Origin of the sequence: Floridaenema evergladense BLCC-F167, from assembly GCF_041929205.2 — a bacterium.
Taxonomy (GTDB): domain Bacteria; phylum Cyanobacteriota; class Cyanobacteriia; order Cyanobacteriales; family Aerosakkonemataceae; genus Floridanema; species Floridanema evergladense.
Genome location: NZ_CM171625.1, coordinates 4,992,501 through 5,010,144, shown reverse-complemented (window position 1 = coordinate 5,010,144; position 17,644 = coordinate 4,992,501). Strand labels below are relative to the sequence as shown.

At 39.4% G+C, this 17,644-nt stretch carries 14 protein-coding genes (1 of these 14 running past the window's edge); 7 read left to right on the top strand and 7 right to left on the bottom strand.

The window, feature by feature from the left end; translation table 11 throughout:
- Positions 1 to 44: 44 nt before the first annotated feature.
- Positions 45 to 440, bottom strand: a complete 396-nt coding sequence (locus ACE1CA_RS24490; RefSeq protein WP_413280560.1) for a Spy/CpxP family protein refolding chaperone — start codon at positions 438 to 440, stop codon at positions 45 to 47.
- Positions 441 to 611: 171 nt separating this feature from the next.
- On the opposite strand from ACE1CA_RS24490, the gene ACE1CA_RS24485 reads away from it, so the two are divergent.
- A complete protein-coding gene (locus ACE1CA_RS24485; RefSeq protein ID WP_486517513.1) occupies positions 612 to 1,520 on the top strand; it encodes a sensor histidine kinase in 909 nt (302 codons plus the stop codon).
- On the opposite strand, the gene ACE1CA_RS24480 is transcribed toward ACE1CA_RS24485, so the two are convergent.
- A protein-coding gene (locus tag ACE1CA_RS24480; protein WP_459563618.1) for an IS630 family transposase occupies positions 1,513 to 2,576 on the bottom strand; the annotation gives its coding sequence in 2 pieces (ribosomal slippage) (positions 1,513 to 2,120 and positions 2,120 to 2,576; 1,065 coding nt in all). The genes ACE1CA_RS24485 and ACE1CA_RS24480 overlap by 8 nt on opposite strands.
- A gap of 58 nt (positions 2,577 to 2,634) precedes the next feature.
- On the opposite strand from ACE1CA_RS24480, the gene ACE1CA_RS24475 reads away from it, so the two are divergent.
- From ACE1CA_RS24475 to ACE1CA_RS24465, 3 genes are all read left to right on the top strand, one after another.
- Positions 2,635 to 2,973 carry a sensor histidine kinase gene (locus tag ACE1CA_RS24475; RefSeq protein ID WP_486517512.1) on the top strand — a complete coding sequence of 113 codons (339 nt, stop codon included), beginning with the start codon at positions 2,635 to 2,637 and terminating at the stop codon, positions 2,971 to 2,973.
- Entirely contained in the window at positions 2,970 to 3,602 is a 633-nt protein-coding gene (locus tag ACE1CA_RS24470; RefSeq protein ID WP_413280558.1) for a response regulator, read from the top strand. The genes ACE1CA_RS24475 and ACE1CA_RS24470 overlap by 4 nt, the downstream gene beginning before the upstream one ends.
- A 197-nt stretch (positions 3,603 to 3,799) precedes the next feature.
- The gene (locus tag ACE1CA_RS24465; RefSeq protein ID WP_413280557.1) at positions 3,800 to 4,882 is read left to right on the top strand and encodes an aldo/keto reductase; all 1,083 of its coding nucleotides are present in this window, start codon (positions 3,800 to 3,802) and stop codon (positions 4,880 to 4,882) included.
- A 297-nt stretch (positions 4,883 to 5,179) separates the two neighbouring features.
- Here the strand turns inward: ACE1CA_RS24465 and ACE1CA_RS24460 are convergent, their stop codons facing one another.
- The 4 genes from ACE1CA_RS24460 to ACE1CA_RS24445 form a co-directional block, all read right to left on the bottom strand.
- Positions 5,180 to 5,509, bottom strand: a complete 330-nt coding sequence (locus tag ACE1CA_RS24460) for a hypothetical protein (protein ID WP_413280556.1) — start codon at positions 5,507 to 5,509, stop codon at positions 5,180 to 5,182.
- A 146-nt stretch (positions 5,510 to 5,655) separates the two neighbouring features.
- Positions 5,656 to 6,615: an orange carotenoid-binding protein gene (locus ACE1CA_RS24455; protein ID WP_413280555.1), complete on the bottom strand. Its 960-nt coding sequence runs from the start codon at positions 6,613 to 6,615 to the stop codon at positions 5,656 to 5,658.
- A gap of 138 nt (positions 6,616 to 6,753) precedes the next feature.
- The gene (locus ACE1CA_RS24450) at positions 6,754 to 7,713 is read right to left on the bottom strand and encodes a GDP-mannose 4,6-dehydratase (RefSeq protein ID WP_413280554.1); all 960 of its coding nucleotides are present in this window, start codon (positions 7,711 to 7,713) and stop codon (positions 6,754 to 6,756) included.
- A 339-nt stretch (positions 7,714 to 8,052) separates the two neighbouring features.
- Positions 8,053 to 8,730, bottom strand: a complete 678-nt coding sequence (locus tag ACE1CA_RS24445; RefSeq protein ID WP_413280553.1) for a Uma2 family endonuclease — start codon at positions 8,728 to 8,730, stop codon at positions 8,053 to 8,055.
- A gap of 147 nt (positions 8,731 to 8,877) precedes the next feature.
- Between ACE1CA_RS24445 and ACE1CA_RS24440 the strand changes: the two genes are divergently transcribed.
- On the top strand, positions 8,878 to 11,013 hold the full coding sequence (locus ACE1CA_RS24440) for an adenylate/guanylate cyclase domain-containing protein (protein ID WP_413280552.1): 2,136 nt from the start codon (positions 8,878 to 8,880) through the stop codon (positions 11,011 to 11,013).
- A gap of 149 nt (positions 11,014 to 11,162) precedes the next feature.
- Positions 11,163 to 12,611, top strand: coding sequence for a mechanosensitive ion channel domain-containing protein (locus ACE1CA_RS24435; RefSeq protein ID WP_413280551.1), 1,449 nt, complete (start codon positions 11,163 to 11,165; stop codon positions 12,609 to 12,611).
- 66 nt (positions 12,612 to 12,677) lie between these two features.
- Here the strand turns inward: ACE1CA_RS24435 and ACE1CA_RS24430 are convergent, their stop codons facing one another.
- Positions 12,678 to 16,388 carry a hydantoinase B/oxoprolinase family protein gene (locus ACE1CA_RS24430; protein ID WP_413280550.1) on the bottom strand — a complete coding sequence of 1,237 codons (3,711 nt, stop codon included), beginning with the start codon at positions 16,386 to 16,388 and terminating at the stop codon, positions 12,678 to 12,680.
- A gap of 135 nt (positions 16,389 to 16,523) precedes the next feature.
- Here ACE1CA_RS24430 and ACE1CA_RS24425 point away from each other — a divergent pair, with 135 nt between their 5' ends.
- Positions 16,524 to 17,644, top strand: partial view of a glycosyltransferase family 39 protein gene (locus ACE1CA_RS24425; RefSeq protein ID WP_413280549.1) — the 5' portion only. It continues 373 nt past the right edge of the window; only the first 1,121 of its 1,494 coding nucleotides appear in the window; the start codon lies at positions 16,524 to 16,526; its stop codon lies beyond the right edge, outside the window.

Sequence of the window (17,644 nt, the reverse complement as noted above, 5' to 3'; positions counted from 1 at the left end):
CTTAATTGTAGTAAGTTTGGTTTGTTGATATGTGGAAATTTGATTTAACGATTTTGCCTCGTGGCGCGAATGTTACGACGCAGTTGTTGCTGTTGTTTTGGGGTAAGAATGCTGTTTAACTCTTGCCTTACTCCCTGAAAAATTTGCCGAATTTGAACTCTTTGTTGGAAAGTTAAGTTTAAAGATTTAACTGCACTTTCTAAATCCTGCTTTTGACCTAACGAAGTTTTCAAATCTTCCCGCTGTTGTGCAGTTAAAATATTCTCAACCTGAGTGCGTGTTTGCTGACGAAGTTGGGTAATTTGACTTTTTTGTTGTTCCGTCAATTCAATGCCAGCTAAAGCAGGAAATTGATTGATTTGTGCCTTAATTGGTGCGGCATTTAGCGAAAATAAAGAAACAACTGTTAGTGTTGTCAGGGCAATTAGTTTGAATTTCATCTCAGTTATTACCTCAATTTCGATGCTTCAATCATGCCAGGAGTTTTAGTTTCAACGCATGAGTCAACTGTCCTGAAATTATTTGGGACATTTGTCCTATGGTCAGTTGTGATAATAGTCACTTGCGATCGCAATCTAAAAGCTATTAAATTTAGAATTATTTAACTGTCAATGTCGATGCCCTTGCCTAAATACACCCGCAATCATCCTTTACAATTTCTCGTTTACTTGGAATGGATTTTGTTAATAGTTCTTCTTGTCAGCGAAATCCAACCTATTGGAGTTTACCAACTGCCTCGTGTAGTTTGGTTGAACTTTTTAGGAATAGTAATTTTCACTTTATTGGGATGGTTTGCGCCGACTCGTTTATGGCAGCGATTTCTTTACACTACTTTAGAATTTATCCTAATTCTACTAATATCGTTGTCCGGTGGTATTCGATTGATTGCAATTCTATTTATTGTGCTAATTATCCGTAGTTGTTTTATTTTTTCACCACGTACTTGTTTAACCATTACGGGAATTTCTTTGTTTTTGGTGTGTGCTATACAGGTGTATCGATTTCAGTTTCTTACTGGAATTCCACTGATGAGGAATCCAGATCAAATGAAACTATTTTGGTTAGGTAGTATTGTTTTAATAGGATTGATCTTAGTGTTTTTACAACTGCTAATGTACGCAGTTCTTTCCGAAAGGCAAAGTCGAGAACAATTAGCTCAAGCTCATGCTAAACTGCGAGAGTATGCTTTGGAGATTGAAAACTTAGCAACGGTACAGGAACGTAATCGAATTGCTCGTGAAATTCATGATTCTTTGGGACATTCTTTAACCGCGTTTAATCTGCATTTAGAAGCAGCTTTGCGATTGTTAGAATCAGATCCAGAAGAGGCGCGAGAATTGCTTGTAGAAGCTAAGTTGTTAGGTTCAAATGCCTTGCGAGATGTCCGTCAATCTGTGGCAACATTAAGGTCTGATTTGTTGAAAGATCGATCGCTCGATGTAGCTTTAACAGAACTCATGCAAAACTTTCATCGCACTACTAACATTACTCCTAATTTCACCTATAGCCAGTCTAAATGAATTGTGAAAAAGCATCGTAGTTTTTAAAGTTAGGAACATTAAAAAGTTTGAAATCAACAAAAAGCTGAAATAACCGCTTCACAATGGCAAAACTTTTACCAAACCGATAAAATCTTCTTAGTAAATTTTTTAACTGTAGCCAAATTGCTTCTACAGGATTTTCTTGGGGAGCGTAAGGCGCAAATCTATGACAAGTAACATTCCATTCTTCGGGAGTCATTTCTTGATTCTGTTGAGTTAAAAATTTTTTCATTTCCTCTCCTCTATGATAACTAGCTCCATCCCAGATCAATAAAATTTTGGCTCCCGGATTTCTTTGTTGTAGTTGAGTGACAAAATTGACAGTGTTTTCTCCATTTCCTTGGGGATAAGGGTCGAGAATAAATTCTTTCGTTAATAGATCTAAAGCTCCATAATAAGTCTGTCTTTCTTTGGGATTCAACAGTGGAATTTTCACTGGTTCTTTGATGAAGTTCCACAGATAACCACAGATATCGTCCCAGAGTAGATGGCATTCATCAATAATATACACCACCAGCTTTCTGGCCTCTATTTCGGTGCGATGTTTTTCGAGAAGTGCGGCAATTTCTTGGTTTTTTTTTTAGTTAATTCTGCATCATATCGAGGATTCACCTGTTCTCCTTTTTGCCAAGAGATTTTCGCTTCTTGAAAAATCTGATAATAGCTTTGTCGCGATTGAAAAACTACATCATATTTGTCAATTAAATAAGTTTCTAATTCGGAAATATCCCAAGCTTTTTGCTGAATTAACCACGCAATTGTTTCCGCTCTTTCTTCTGGGCTTAAATAACTTTCTGTGCCTTTATACCTGGATTTTAAAGCTTCATTACCGCCGACTTTAAAAGCATTAAACCATTTACTGATAAACCCTACTGAGACTGCTAAAATTTCTTTAATTTTCTCATAGCGATATCCCTCTAACGCCAATTTAGCTGCTAATGCTCTCTTCATTTCTGCCGATTTTGGATTACTTTTAATAAAATCTTCGAGAGTCTTTAGCTGTTTTCTAACTTCTGAATCTTCTACTGCTCTCATTTCTACTTCTCGGTTACAAGCCGTTCTTATTTTACCAGATTACCCTTTTACTTCTTTCATGACTCATTTAGACTGGCTATATCAAGTAAATTTTTCCCTCTCCACTCCCATCAAAATCGCAGTTTATCGCATTGTCCAAGAAGCTTTAACTAATATTTGTAAATATGCAGCTGCCTCTGAGGTAAATATTTCAATTCAAGCTGATAAAATGTTAAAAGTAATTATTCAGGATAATGGTAAAGGTTTTGATACCGAGAAAACTACTTCTGGATTTGGACTTCAAGGAATGCGGGAACGTACTTTAGCTTTGAATGGCAATTTTACCTTGACTACCGCACCTTTAGCTGGATGTCAAATTGAAGCTATTTTTCCTCTTAATTTCTCATCTGCTTTATGATTAAACTATTACTGGTGGACGATCAACCGTTGCTGCGTCGTGGAATGAAGGCATTGTTAAAAACTGATGATGAATTGCAAGTGGTGGGTGAAGCGGAAAATGGACAAGAAGCGATCGCCCAAGTAGAAGCATTAAATCCTCATGTAGTATTAATGGATATCCGAATGCCAATTATGGACGGTGTGGCAGCAACTCGTACTATTTACCAACAATTTCCTGAAACAAAAGTGTTAATCTTAACTACTTTTGACGATCGCGAATATGTTATCGAAGCTTTACGTTACGGCGCATCTGGTTATCTACTTAAAGATACTCCTTTTGAAGAACTCACCCAAGCAATTCGCTTAGTTAATAAAGGTTATACTCAATTAAGTCCGGGTTTAACTAGCAAGTTAATTACTCCAGAACCTTCGCCCACACTTCCGTCAAATTTAGTTGATTTGACTCCCAGAGAAAAGGAAATTTTACATTGGATTGCGAAAGGAGCAAGTAATCGAGAAATTGCCGAAGCACTGTATATTTCTGAGAAAACTGTTCGCAATCATGTGACTAATATTTTAAGTCGATTGGGTTTGCGCGATCGAACTCAAGCAGCAATTTATGTTCATTCCATCCTAGATTCAAACTAGGGGCAATTCATGAATTGCCCCTGCGACTTATCAGTACAAGTACTAGAGAGCCGAAATGAAGTCTATCCATTGAGAGAATGAATTATTTCAGGAGTTAATTCATTAAAATGATTGCTACAGATAACTGATGGGGAGGTAGGTAGAGAGATTTGTAGCATTATTTTTTACTTAATTCAGCTTTATAAGGAGTATTACTCATGTCTCTTGCTGCTTATTACACTTTAGGACGTTCTGGTTTGCGAGTCAGTCGTCTTTCTTTGGGTACAATGACCTTTGGTACGGAATGGGGTTGGGGTTCAGATGAGGATACTGCTCGTCAAATGTTTAATACCTACGTCGATGCAGGTGGTAATTTTGTTGATACGGCAGATTTGTATACCAACGGGACTAGCGAAATTTGGACTGGCAAATTTATTGCTGAACGGAATTTGCGCGATCGCATCGTCCTTGCTACCAAATTTACTTACAACGGAGACCCCAGCAACCCAAATTCAGGCGGAAACGGACGCAAGAATATTTTACGTGCAGTTGAAGGATCGTTAAAGCGATTAGGAACGGATTACATCGATCTGTATTTCTTGCACACCTGGGATCGAATCACGCCAGTTGAAGAAGTGATGCGAACCTTGGATGATTTGGTGCGATCGGGCAAAGTGCGTCATATTGGATTGAGCGATACTCCTGCTTGGTACGCAGCAAGGGCACAAACTTTGGCAGAATGGCGTGGTTACGAACCCATCAGCACACTGCAATTAGAATATTCTCTGGTAGAACGCAACATCGAGCGCGAGTTCGTTCCGGTGGGATTAGAACTGGGAATGGGAATCATGGTGTGGAGTCCGCTGGCAAGTGGGTTACTAAGTGGCAAATATCGCCCCAGCGAAGGTGTTTTAAGTGCAGAGGGAAGATTGGACGTGATGAAGGATACGCAAAACCCTGCATTTCAAAAATTTAGCGATCGCAATTGGAAAATTGTCGCCGAACTAGAAGCGGTTGCGAAAGAATTGGGACATAGTATGGCGCAAGTTGCTGTTAATTGGATTGCTAATCAACCGGGTGTTGGTTCGGTAATTGTAGGAGCTACCAAATTATCACAATTGGAAGATAATTTAAAAGCGTTAGACTGTGAATTGCCGAAGGAATTGAGCGATCGACTCGATGCGATCGGTCGTCTGGAATCGCAATTTCCCTACACTTTCTTTACCCCCGGACACCAAGCAATGATTCATGGCAATAAACCCGTCGGTATCAAACCAGCGGGATATTATCCATCAGTTTAGAGTGGGGACTGGGGACTGGGGACTGGCGACAAGGGGACAAGGGGAAATCAAAAATAATCGACTCATTCAGGATATGTATGAACCACTCTTCAGCAAGCCCTAAATACTCATTTTTTACGACTGGTAGGAATTTCTCCAGAATCACGCTCATACAGAGAGGGAAAAGGCAATCACCGATCGCCTTTTCCCTCTCCCCGACCGGAGAAATTTTTCTTTTCCTTCCAGTTTAATTAAACCTTTATGAAAGTGAGAAGAAAACTACCCTAAAGGGTCGGGGCTTCTATTGCATTATTTTCGTCAAAGAACTCGGGTCAGGGCAGTAATCTTAGACAATTTGGTTGGTTCCAGTCCCAATAAGTCTTCAATAGCCAACCAACCGTCTTTAGTTAGCTTGGCGAGAACGAATAGGCTCTCGCTCTCTCTATCGTCATACTTGCCGTCAATATCAAAGCGGCGAGCACTCAAAAAGTCATTAAGATGCCAAACATCGTCAATAGTAGCCACGCCACTGGCTCTTTCACGAATAACATTTATTAGAGACTGGATTTCTCGATTGTGCGCTGTCTTTAAAGCTGCCTTAGCGATTTCCTTCTCCTGAGTTGACCACTGAGTTTCACTAACCTGCATCTCTGAGTATTAAAAAAACTAATCCACTATTTTAGTATCTCTCAATATTAAGGTATTTTGCAATACCTTAATATTATTTATTATTAGGATTTAGCCGGAGTTCTTGCTAATGGGGTTTCGGCTTTGAAGCGATAGAAGCGCTAAGGCTAACGCACAAGGTTTAGCAACTCCTTTGGAGAAGCCAGTAGGTCGATGGCAACAAAGAAAATCTTGCCATCAGGGTTTAATAAGAACCGCCACGAGATGTTCATCCCCACTGCTGCGCCAAACCAAGGAGTCTGAACCTTCCCTGTGACCTTGACTTGGGTAAAGCCCTGTTCTGCTGGTTCAACCACCCCTCGTTCGGGAATCAGCTTCAAATTCTGGCATTCTTCCCTAAAGAAACGTAGGATTTTGTCTTTTCCTACAATGGGTCGTTGGAAAGGGGGTTGCAAGGCTCCATCAGGAGTAAACAATTCAATTACCGCATCAAAGTCATTGGCGTTTAAGTTATTCATGTAGCTCAAGACAGTGGGATTATTAATCCCCTCAATCGCGACATTTGTGCGTTGAGCCATATCCTGCGGAGACACGAGCGGTTCCGAAACTCGGCTGTAAGACTCCATTTTACTGGGATCAAAGCCCATATCGACTACCAAATTCCGTAATACAGTAATTTGTTGTCCAGGGTCAAGGTCTCTGATAGCCTGGAGTACGGCAGAGGCATTGGCTGAAAGCTGATAACCTGTGGGGATGGGAGCAACTGTTCCTTCTTCCATCCACTGTCCTAAGCGATACCAGAACCCTAGCTTGATATTCTGAGACCACGAGGCGTAAGTACGGCAAATGGCAGTGTCAGTCCGGTTTGCCAAATCACACATGACCTGGGATTGTTGTGGGAAGGGCATCTTGCGAATTTCTTCCAGGGTTGGCTCTGCAAACTGCATACTGGCAGCGCCGGGAGCAGCGATGGTGATAGTCTTACCCATTTCTAGATAGGCAAACCAAATGAGAGCCAGTTGATCCTCAGTACTAAGCTGGTTAAATCTAGCAGTGGTTGCTGGTACAGCATCAGCGGTTAGGGTGTTTGGAAAAATAGATCGAGCTGATTCAAGATTAAACGCCATATTATGCCTCCTTAGATCAAGTTTTTAAGAAACACTATATGATGATAGGCTAAATTAATACCATCTACAAGTGTCTGAAAATTGTCGCTGAACTGGAAGCGGTTGCGAAAGAATTGGGACATAGTATGGCGATCTCCGTTAGTTATTTTTGCGAATTGCATCTACCATCATTCTGGCGATATCTTTCATTTTGTACTTAGCTTCCCAGCCAAGTTTTTGTTTTGCTTTAGCTGGATTTCCGCGACTAATGGCAATATCTGTTGGTCGGAAAAGAGTAGTATCAATAGTTATATGTTCGCGCCAATCAAGACTAAAATAATTAAATACTTCGGCAACAAAAGTTTCTAATTTGTTAGTTTCTCCAGTGGCGATCGCATAATCATCTGGTTGTTCTTGCTGCAACATCAAGTACATTGCTTCTACATATTCTGGTGCCCAGCCCCAATCTCTTTGAATAGATATGTCTCCTAAAAAGAGTTTTTCTGCTTTTCCTTGGGCAATTTGGTCAGCAGTAGCGACGATTTTTTGGGTAACAAAACGCTTCGGTCTTAGGGGCGAATCATGATTAAAAAGAATCCCGGAACAAGCAAATAAATCGTAAGCTTCTCGATAGTTTGCTACTTCCCAAAAAGCTGCTGCTTTAGCTACAGCGTAAGGACTTCGCGGACGAAATGGGGTGTGTTCGTCGGCGGCGCGATCGCCTGTATCACCAAAACATTCGCTCGAACCTGCATTATAAAATTTGATTTTCGACCTGGTAAATCTAATGGCTTCTAATAAATTTAAAGTACCAAGAGTAACACTTTCCATTGTCTCTACAGGTTGCTCGAAAGATAGACCTACTGATGTTTGTCCAGCCAAGTTATAAATTTCATCAGGTTTGGATTTATTAATTACTTGTAAAACACTACGAAAGTCACTCAAAGCCATTGATTCTAACTTAACTGAATCCCGAATTTCTAAACGCACTAAATTATCAAAATTTGATACTTGGGCATCTCTTGATGTTCCCCAAACATTGTATCCTTTATTTAAAAGTAGTTGAGCTAAATATGCTCCATCTTGCCCAGAAATTCCACAAATTAATGCTGTTTTCATTTTTAATAACGGTTAACTTGAGATTGTCGAACACTATATAGCGATTCTTTTGCTTCGTAAAGCACAGTCAAGTTTATTTTCTGCTCCCTGTTCCTTACTCCTTAAAACCATAACCTCTACACTTTATAAGCAGGAGAATTGCTATTTCTCTATAGATATTACTACCTTTCCGTACCAATTGGCAATTTTTTGGACTTACCACTGTTTTAAAATTAAATTTTTTTAGTTTATTTTTGTAAAATTACTAAAATTTTTTTAGAATTTCCAGAAAGATTTATTGATTACTTTAAATCAGGTACTTTAGATTCTGACAGATGCCCAACTTCTTCAAGAAGTCAGTTATCTATAAATTTTTTGGACAAAATCTTGATGTTCCTGAGTTGCCAAACCTTGTTGTAAAACCTCTAAAACTCTCGCTAAATTTCCCGCTAATAAAGCAGTTTTATCTAGCCACAATCCTGGGAAAATTTGAGAGTGAATTATCCCATCTTGATTAGACTCAATTTTAATATATTCTCCAACATTTAACCTAAACCAATCAAACTCTTCATCATAAACTCGCCAGATTAAATATTCTTGCACTCCATTCCGACGATAAACGTTAAGTTTTTGGTGCAAATCAAGAGAAACACTACTAGCAGCAATTTCTACTATTAATTCTGGCGCACTTTCTACATAACCATCCTGACTAATTGTAGATTGTCCACCTACTTCAATTCTTAATAGTGCATCAGGTTGAGGTTCGTTATCTAAATCGAGTCTAACTGTACAATTATCCCCTAATTGTAGGTTTGGGGTAAAAGCTTTGTAGAAACCTAACCATAGCATAATATGAGCATGGGGTTCGCCATGTTGTGTAATTCTTAAAGCTGATGCCATGTAAACTATTCCTTCAATTAATTCCGCTTTTTTCAGATTGGGCATGGCAGAATAACGATGCTCAAATTCAAAGCGAGTAAGTCGATCGCCATTTTCTAAAGGAGGAGTTAATCCAGACGAAGTTGTGGCAGATATCATAATTCCTCTCCTAAAAATTGGTAATAATAATATTTTCAAATCATAGCAAACCTTGTTTATGTTCGCTGAATACAATATTTTGTTTGATGGTGTCTTATGCTACAAACAGCTATTTCTGCGGCTTGGAAGCAAGCTGTACTTTAATTTATGCGATCGCTCACTTTTCTAAGTATTAAATCCAAACTGATCGTAATACTGCTGGCTGTTAGCAGTTGCTCGATTTTAGTCACCGCTTATCTGGGATATCGCAGCGGACAAATTAACTTGATAAACCGAGTTTTTAATCAGCTTACCAGCGTGCGAGCGTCCAAAGCATACCAGATTGAATCTTATTTCCAAAACATTCGTAATCATACCCAAACTTTGAGCGAAAATCCGGCTATTATTACTGCAATGCAGGAATTTACTACTGCTTATAATCAACTGCAAAATGCCAATGTACCGCCAACTTTTGAACAGAAATTAACAGCTTACTATCGGGATGAATTTCTCGATCGCTTGGCTAAGATGATAGAAGGTTCGCCAATTCTACAATCTTATTTGCCAAAGGCGATCGCTTCCCGCTATCTACAATATCATTATATTGCCACTAATCCCAACCCAGTGGGAAAAAAATATGCCTTAAATAGCCCGCAAGATAACAGCGAATATAGTAAAATTCATGCTCGTTATCACCCAATTTTTCGCAAAATTATTCAGAAGTTTGGCTATTACGATATGTTTCTGATCGATCCACAGGGAACAATTGTTTATACTGTCTTTAAAGAAACCGATTTTGCCACAAATTTGGAGAGTGGTGCTTATAAAGATAGTAATCTGGCAACGCTGTATCAAATGGTACGAGAATCTAAAGCTAGAGACTATGCGAAAATTATAGATTTTGCACGTTATTCTCCTTCCTATGGAGCACCTGCGGCGTTTATTGCTGCACCAATTTATAATCAATCTGAACTGATTGGAGTGTTAGCATTTCAGCTTCCCGTTAATGAAATTAATAATGTAATGACAGGTAATCATAACTGGGAAAGAGATGGTTTAGGCAACACGGGAGAAACTTATTTAGTAGGGCGAGATGCGCTAATGCGATCGGTTTCTCGGTTTTTAGTACAAGATCCTCAAAGTTATTTTAAGACTTTGCGATCGCTAGGAGTAAGTGAGATAGAGATCGATCGAATAAACCAATATCAAACATCAATTTTACAACAGTATGTAAGAACCGAAGCCGTTGCAGATGCCTTAACAGGAAAGCAAGGAACGAGGATTATTAAAGATTATCGTAACATTCCCGTTCTCAGTTCTTATGCACCACTTCGCATTGATGGATTAGATTGGGTAATCCTTTCCGAAATGGAGCTTTCTGAAGCATACTCTCCCATTTATTCCTTTCGATATCAAATTTTAATTTCAGCAACCTTACTGATGCTATTGGTGACATTGTTAGCGATGGCATTAGCTAATTTGTTTGTGAAACCGATTAATCAACTTATTAATAGTACACACCAAGTAGCACTAGGAAAACTTGATGCGATTACTCCTTTAGAAACTGAAGATGAATTTGGTGAACTGGCGAATTCTATCAATGAAATTGTGCAAACTCTTCACACTCAAACTAATTTGGTAGAACAAAAAAATCGAGAAAACGAACAACTACTTTTAAGTATTTTCCCAACTTCGGTAGCGAAACGCTTTCAACGGGGAGAAAAAGAAATTGCTGAAGATGTGGCAAATGTTGCTGTTTTGTTCTCAGATTTAACCGGATTTTCTAAACTATCAAATAGCTTAATTGCTTCTGAATCTGTAGCTATTTTAAATGATTTAGTTACCGCATTTGATGAAGCTGCCGAACGATACGGCGTAGAAAAAATCAAAACAATTGGCGATAGTTATCTAGCGGTTTGTGGACTTTCTATTCCCTATTTGGATCATGACAAACGAGCGATCGATGTAGCACTAGAAATGTTAATGATTCTGCGTCGATTCAATCATGAACGAGGATTACAACTGAACATTCAAATTGGCATCAACTCAGGCGATATCATTGCCGGAATTGTCGGTAGAAATCGTTGTATTTACGACGTTTGGGGCGATACAATTAATGTTGCTGCTGCGCTGAAAGATGCTTGTCCACCAGGCGGAATTCTAGTTTCTCAAACAGTTTATCGTCGTTTACAAGACCTTTATCAGTTTGAACAAATGACTAACACGGAAACAAATGGTAAATCAAAATTGAATGCGTGGCTATTAAAAAGTACGCTCTCACCTGTTGAAGTTGGCAGTAGTTAACGAGTTAAAAATATACTACTCTCTTTCTCTTTTTCTTTCCTTCGCGTCTTCGTGGTTTAAAATAAAAATTTTTTTGAACCACGAAGACACGAAGAACACGAAGAAAGAAGAAGAAAAGTTTTGAGACATTTAAATTTGTGAACAATGCAATGAATAATACAACAATTGAAAGTATTTTATTAATTTGGTCGATCGCACTTGTAGTTGGCTTCCCCTTCTTAATAATTATTCTGGGCGAAGTAATCCATCGACTAAAGCGGCGCGGTAAACCCCTCGCAGCTACTTTGTTAGTTGTGCGAAATTTGGTATTACCCGTTTTGGTTTTCATGTTGTTCATGCAGCAAATTCTCAAGCTGAATCCTAACGGCAATTTAATTAAAGCAGTGCAAACTTTGCTATGGATTTGTGTGATTCATGCTGCACTTTCTTTGCTGAATGTTATATTATTTGAACAAGCAGAAGCTAATACTTGGCGGGCAAGATTTCCTAAATTATTGGTCGATCTTTCACGGTTATTGTTAATATTGTTGGGAACTGCGATCGTCCTAGCAAGCGTTTGGAATGCAGATTTGGCAGGTTTAGTTACAGCTTTGGGTGTAAGTTCGATCGTCATTGGTTTAGCATTGCAAGATACTTTGGGTAGCGTTATGTCAGGCATTGCGCTATTATTTGAACGTCCATTTTCTGTGGGAGATTGGTTAAAAGTTGGGGATATTGTTGGGCAAGTTATTGATATTAACTGGCGGGCAGTGCGGTTACAAACATTCGATCGCGAAATGATTGTAATTCCCCATAAAGCGATTAGCGGAGAAACAATTCGTAATTTTAGCCAACCTTTGTGTATTCATGCACAACGTATAAAAATTGGGTTTTCATATAGCGATCCGCCTAATTTAGCCAAGCAAGTTTTGCAAAGCACAGCATTATCAACCCAAGGAATTCTTTCCGATCCAGAACCGCAAATTTTTACTGTTTCTTACGACGATTCGAGTGTAACTTATGAAGTCAAATTTTTTATTGAAAATTATAGCGAGTTGGAGGAAATTCGCGATCGCTTTATGACGAGAATCTGGTACGCAGCACAAAGAAGCAATCTCACCATTCCCTTTCCTATTCGGACTTTATATCATTTTCACGGGCCAACTTCGCGATCGCAAGGCAGTAAAAAATTCGCTGAAAGTCTGCAATCTATCCCCGCCTTTGTTCCCCTCAACAAAGAACAAGCAAACCTAGATAACCTCTCTCAAGGAATAGTATTACACCACTTTGGAGCCGGAGAAAAAGTAGTTCAACAAGGCTATCCAGTCAACGATTTATATATCATTATTTCAGGACAAGCATTATTAACCACAACAGATGAATGGGGAACAGAACATGAAGTTCTACCCCTAAAAGCCGGAGAATTTTTTGGAGAAATGGCACTTTTTTCCGGTGAACCAAGCGCCGTTTCGGTAACAGCTGTCAACGATTTGGAAGTAATGATTATTTCTGCAAATATCGTCAACCAAATGATAGAACGTCAACCCAGTTTTGCCCGTGAAATTGGTCAAATTCTCGAAATTCGTAGAAGGGCAATTCAAGTAGTAAAACAACAATAATTGATAGGTACGTTGTTGCGCTTTAGCGCTATATTAGTAGCGCTGAAGCGCAACAACGTACTCTGTTCAGGTAACTTGACCAAATCCCCCACCTCCAGGTGTTTCAATTGTAAAAATATCACCGGGATGAATGAGAATTTCGGCTTTACTTTCTAACGATTCAATGTTACCTCGATCGCGCTCAACATAATTGCGCCCGACTGCACCTGATTCCCCACCTTCTAACCCAAAAGGCGGGATTTTTCGATGACCTGATAATATAGCAGCAGTCATTTTTTCCCGGAAACGAATGCGACGAATCACACCATTTCCGCCATGAAATCTTCCTTTTCCTCCACTGTTATTACGAATAGAAAACTCTTCTACTAGAACCGGAAAACGCCACTCTAAAACTTCTGGATCGGTGAGACGCGAGTTAGTCATTTGAGTTTGTACAGCATCAGTTCCATTAAAATCAATTCCTGCACCGGAACCTCCACAAATTGTTTCATAATATTGATATTGCTGATTACCAAAAGTAAAATTGTTCATTGTTCCTTGAGAAGCTGCCATCACACCTAAAGCACCATAAAGGGCATTTGCGATCGCTTGTGAAGTCTCCACATTACCTGCTACAACTGCGGCAGGATAATGAGGATTTAACATACAACCTTCAGGAACAACAATTTCCAAAGGTTTAAGACATCCAGCATTTAAAGGAATGTCATCTTCAACTAAGGTGCGGAAAACATAAAGAACCGCAGCTTTACAAATTGCTAATGGTGCATTTAAGTTGCTTGATTGTTGCGAGGAAGTTCCGGTAAAGTCTATTTTAGCCGATCGCTTTTCACGATCAATAGAAACCTGAACCACAATCTCACAACCATCATCCATTCGATATGTGAAACTGCCATCATTTAAAACATCGATCGCTCGTCTTACAGATTCCTCAGCATTATTTTGAACGTGCTGCATATAAGCTTGCACAGTTTCTAAATCATAACGATTCACCATGCGAAGCAATTCTTTTGCCCCCCGTTCATTAGCCGCAATTTGTGCCTGTAAATCGGCAATATTTTGTTGGTAATTACGGACTGGATAACTGCCAAATGTCAGCAGTTCTAGTAATTCTTTTTCTCGAAAATGCTCACCATCAACTAATAAGAAATTGTCGATTAATACACCTTCTTCTTCAACTGATGTACTGTGAGGAGGCATAGAACCGGGAGTAATTCCGCCAATATCGGCGTGATGTCCGCGAGAAGCAACGTAGAATAGGGGATTGGGGGATTTTTGCGTAAATACGGGAGTGATTGCTGTGATATCTGGGAGATGAGTGCCTCCGTTGTAGGGATTGTTGGAGATGTAAACATCGCCCGGTTTTAAAGTATCACCTTTAGCTTCGATGAGACTGCGAACACTTTCACTCATTGAACCCAAGTGTACGGGAATGTGAGGAGCGTTGGCGACTAATTGACCTTGGCGATCGAAAATAGCGCAAGAAAAATCCAACCGTTCTTTGATATTCACCGAGTAACTTGTGTTTTGCAAAGTAATTCCCATTTCTTCAGCAATAGCTCTAAATAAATTGTTGAATATTTCCAGAAGAATGGGATCGGGGACTGGAGATTGGGGACTGGGGACTGGGAAATTTTCCATTTTCGAGCGATCATTTCCTCTGCCCTTTTGCTGTCTGAGAATTAAGTGATTTTGGGGGGTTAATTCTGCGTTCCATCCAGGTTCAATTACGTTAGTTCCTGTTGGTTCAATGATTAAAGCTGCGCCGGAAATTTGATCGCCCGGAACTAAATCTTCCCGTCGATAAACTGGAGTTTTATGCCAATTACCTTTAGTGTAAATTTGCACTATGGCAACAGGTTCTAAAGGTGCGGTTCTACCTGCTGAAAGAGTCGGTTCTTGATGAGTGGTTGTTTGTCCGATCGCTTCCACAGAAACTGCTTCTACAATCATGTTTTTATCAGGCATAATAAAGCCATATCGCAGTTGATATTCCTCTTCAAACTGTTCGCGCATGACTTCTAAATCGCCAAAATCCACAATGATTGCTGAATCTGTACCTTCGTAACGAAGATGAGTTTTGCACAGAACTTGAATGGAAGAATTATCGACTCCTTGAGCAATAATTTCCCCTTGACTTTCGGCACTCAATCTGTCTAAAATTTCCCTTAATTTGGGGATTGCGTCATCATTTAATTGTAATTCTACAGCCTGTTCTTTGATCGATCGCAAATCCGCCAAACCAATTCCGTAAGCAGACAAAACTCCCGCATAAGGATGAATAAAAATTTGCTTCATCCCCAAAGCTTCCGCAATTAAACAAGCGTGTTGTCCTCCCGCACCACCAAAGCAACAAAGCGTGTATTCTGTAATATCATAACCACGTTGCACAGAAATCTTTTTAATCGCGGTTGCCATCTTATCAATTGCGATCGCTAAAAATCCTGCTGCCACCTGTTCGGAAGTACTAAAACTCCCAGTTTTTTGGCTAATTTCTGTTGCTAACTGAGCAAAATTTTGACCGACAATCTCCACATCTAAAGGCAAATTTCCTTCTACACCAAACACAGCCGGAAAAAATTCAGCTTGCAGTTTACCCACCATCACATTACAATCAGTCACGGTTAAAGGCCCCCCCCGACGATAGCAAGCAGGGCCAGGGTAAGCTCCCGCAGACTCCGGGCCTACGCGATAACGGGAACCATCGAATGCTAAAATTGAGCCGCCCCCAGCCGCAACGGTGTGAATCGACATCATCGGCGCACGCAATCTTACCCCGGCAACCTCAGTTTGATATGTGCGTTCGTATTCCCCGTTAAAGTGAGAAACATCCGTAGAAGTGCCACCCATATCAAAACCAATAATTTTATCAAATCCAGCCATAGAGCTAGTTTTGACCGCACCCACAATCCCCCCAGCAGGCCCCGACAAAATGCTATCCTTCCCCTGAAACATTCGCGCATCAGTAAGTCCACCATTCGACTGCATGAACATCAATTTGGGAACTGGGGACTGGGAGGAAGAACTATCCAGATTCCCCTTGTCCCCTTGTCCCCCCATCTCCCCTGCCTGCAACTCTGCGGCGACGCGATCGACATACCTGCGTAAAATAGGAGAAAGGTAAGCATCAACAACTGTAGTATCGCCTCGACTAACTAATTTCATTAATGGGCTAATTTGGTGAGAAATTGAAATTTGAGTAAAGCCGATTTGTTGAGCTAAATTAGCGATTTCTTGTTCATGTTTGGGGTAGCGGTATCCGTGTAAAAAAGCGATCGCACAACCTCGAATCCCATCATTGTATGCTGTTTGTAATGACTCAATTAATTCCTCATTAATTTGCACAGGTAACAGTTCTTCTCCCTGTGCCGTGTAGCGTTCTGCTACTTCAATAACTCGCTCATAAAGCATTTCAGGAAGTACAATTTGACGGGCAAAAATTTGGGGACGATTTTGATAACCGATTCGCAAAGCATCGCGGAAACCTTTAGTAATTAAGAGGATGGTGCGATCGCCTTTTCTCTCCAACAACGCATTTGTCGCCACAGTCGTTCCCATCTTAACCACAGCAATTTCTGTTGCCGGAATAGGTTGCTCATTCTCAATTCCTAAAATCTCTCGAATTCCCTGAATTGCTGCATCAGCATAGTGTTCTGGATTTTCCGAAAGTAATTTGTGAGTGATAATTTCACCCTCTGGACTACGAGCTACTATATCGGTAAAAGTGCCACCGCGATCGATCCAAAACTGCCAACCTCCAGTAATATTTTCGTTTGACATAACACTATTTCCTCAATTGTTCAAATGCAGTTCTCTAAAACTACCTTTCTTTCTTAACTACCCAGATACTTATTGAGTTTATGACGATCGTCATCCATAATATTAACTGATATAGCAACTCCCAAGGTGTCATCAATGTTATTAAAACCTAAATTCGTTAACTATTTGGCTCTGTTTGCTATTTTATTCGGTATTACGATTCGCTTTTCTCAATACTTGAGCAATCGTTCTTTATGGGGTGATGAAGCAAGTATAGCGTTAAATATTGTCGATCGCTCTTATCTAGAACTACTTCAACCCTTAGATTATAATCAAGCCGCGCCCCCTGGATTTCTTTGGATTGAAAAGTTAGCAGTTCAACTATTTGGAAACAATGAATATGCTCTTCGTTTCTTTCCATTGATCGCCGGAATTATTTCTTTATTTGCTCTCTACGAATTAGCAAAAAAGACTGTATCTGTCATTGCTATACCGATCGCATTAATTTTATTGGCTTCCCTCAAAGAACCACTTTATTATGCTACTGAAGTTAAGCAATATTCTAGCGATATCATGGTAGCACTATTGATTTCTTTGCTTCTGATACCCCTACAAAATAAAACTTTAGAAACAAGCAAAATTATTTTAATTAGTAGTTTGGGAATAGTAGCATTTTGGCTATCTCATCCAGCTATTTTTGTCTTAGCAGGAATTGAGATTGTCAGTTTTATATTAACTCCTGCACTTAGAAAAAAAGAAATTTTAATTAACCGTTTACCACTCTATCTTATTTGGATTATTGGTTTTATTTTTTTGTATTTTATAACCTTGACAAATGTAGCGAAAAATCAAAATTTGCATAACGCTTGGAAACCTGAATATCCCCAATCTATATTTGATTTTATTTGGCTAATACATTCATTTATAAGGTTCTTCAATCAGCCGTTAGGATTTAAGATTATGGATGAAGTTGCTATTGTCGTATTTATCATCGGCACCATCATTTTCTTAAGAAAAAAGAAACAGACATTCTTAATTTTAATGTCTCCATTACTTGTAACTTTAGTAGCTGCGTATCTTCATAAATATCCTTTTCGTTCTCGCTTAATTTTATTTCTAACTCCTTTTTTCATCTTAATTATTGCTGAAGGAACAGCATTCTTCTTTTCCCATTTTACCAAGCCCAAAAAAAGGATAAAGATTGCCGGATTAATAATTGCTACTTTATTAATCTTTCCTCCCCTAATCCAATCAAGCGTATACTTTTTTCATCCCGA

Excerpts from the sequence above, each read along its gene's own strand:
- ACE1CA_RS24490 (WP_413280560.1), bottom strand. The coding sequence starts at position 440 with ATGAAATTCAAACTAATTGCCCTGACAACACTAACAGTTGTTTCTTTA.
- ACE1CA_RS24485 (WP_486517513.1), top strand. The coding sequence starts at position 612 with ATGTCGATGCCCTTGCCTAAATACACCCGCAATCATCCTTTACAATTT.
- ACE1CA_RS24475 (WP_486517512.1), top strand. The coding sequence starts at position 2,635 with ATGACTCATTTAGACTGGCTATATCAAGTAAATTTTTCCCTCTCCACT.
- ACE1CA_RS24470 (WP_413280558.1), top strand. The coding sequence starts at position 2,970 with ATGATTAAACTATTACTGGTGGACGATCAACCGTTGCTGCGTCGTGGA.
- ACE1CA_RS24465 (WP_413280557.1), top strand. The coding sequence starts at position 3,800 with ATGTCTCTTGCTGCTTATTACACTTTAGGACGTTCTGGTTTGCGAGTC.
- ACE1CA_RS24460 (WP_413280556.1), bottom strand. The coding sequence starts at position 5,509 with ATGCAGGTTAGTGAAACTCAGTGGTCAACTCAGGAGAAGGAAATCGCT.
- ACE1CA_RS24455 (WP_413280555.1), bottom strand. The coding sequence starts at position 6,615 with ATGGCGTTTAATCTTGAATCAGCTCGATCTATTTTTCCAAACACCCTA.
- ACE1CA_RS24450 (WP_413280554.1), bottom strand. The coding sequence starts at position 7,713 with ATGAAAACAGCATTAATTTGTGGAATTTCTGGGCAAGATGGAGCATAT.
- ACE1CA_RS24445 (WP_413280553.1), bottom strand. The coding sequence starts at position 8,730 with ATGATATCTGCCACAACTTCGTCTGGATTAACTCCTCCTTTAGAAAAT.
- ACE1CA_RS24440 (WP_413280552.1), top strand. The coding sequence starts at position 8,878 with ATGCGATCGCTCACTTTTCTAAGTATTAAATCCAAACTGATCGTAATA.
- ACE1CA_RS24435 (WP_413280551.1), top strand. The coding sequence starts at position 11,163 with ATGAATAATACAACAATTGAAAGTATTTTATTAATTTGGTCGATCGCA.
- ACE1CA_RS24430 (WP_413280550.1), bottom strand. The coding sequence starts at position 16,388 with ATGTCAAACGAAAATATTACTGGAGGTTGGCAGTTTTGGATCGATCGC.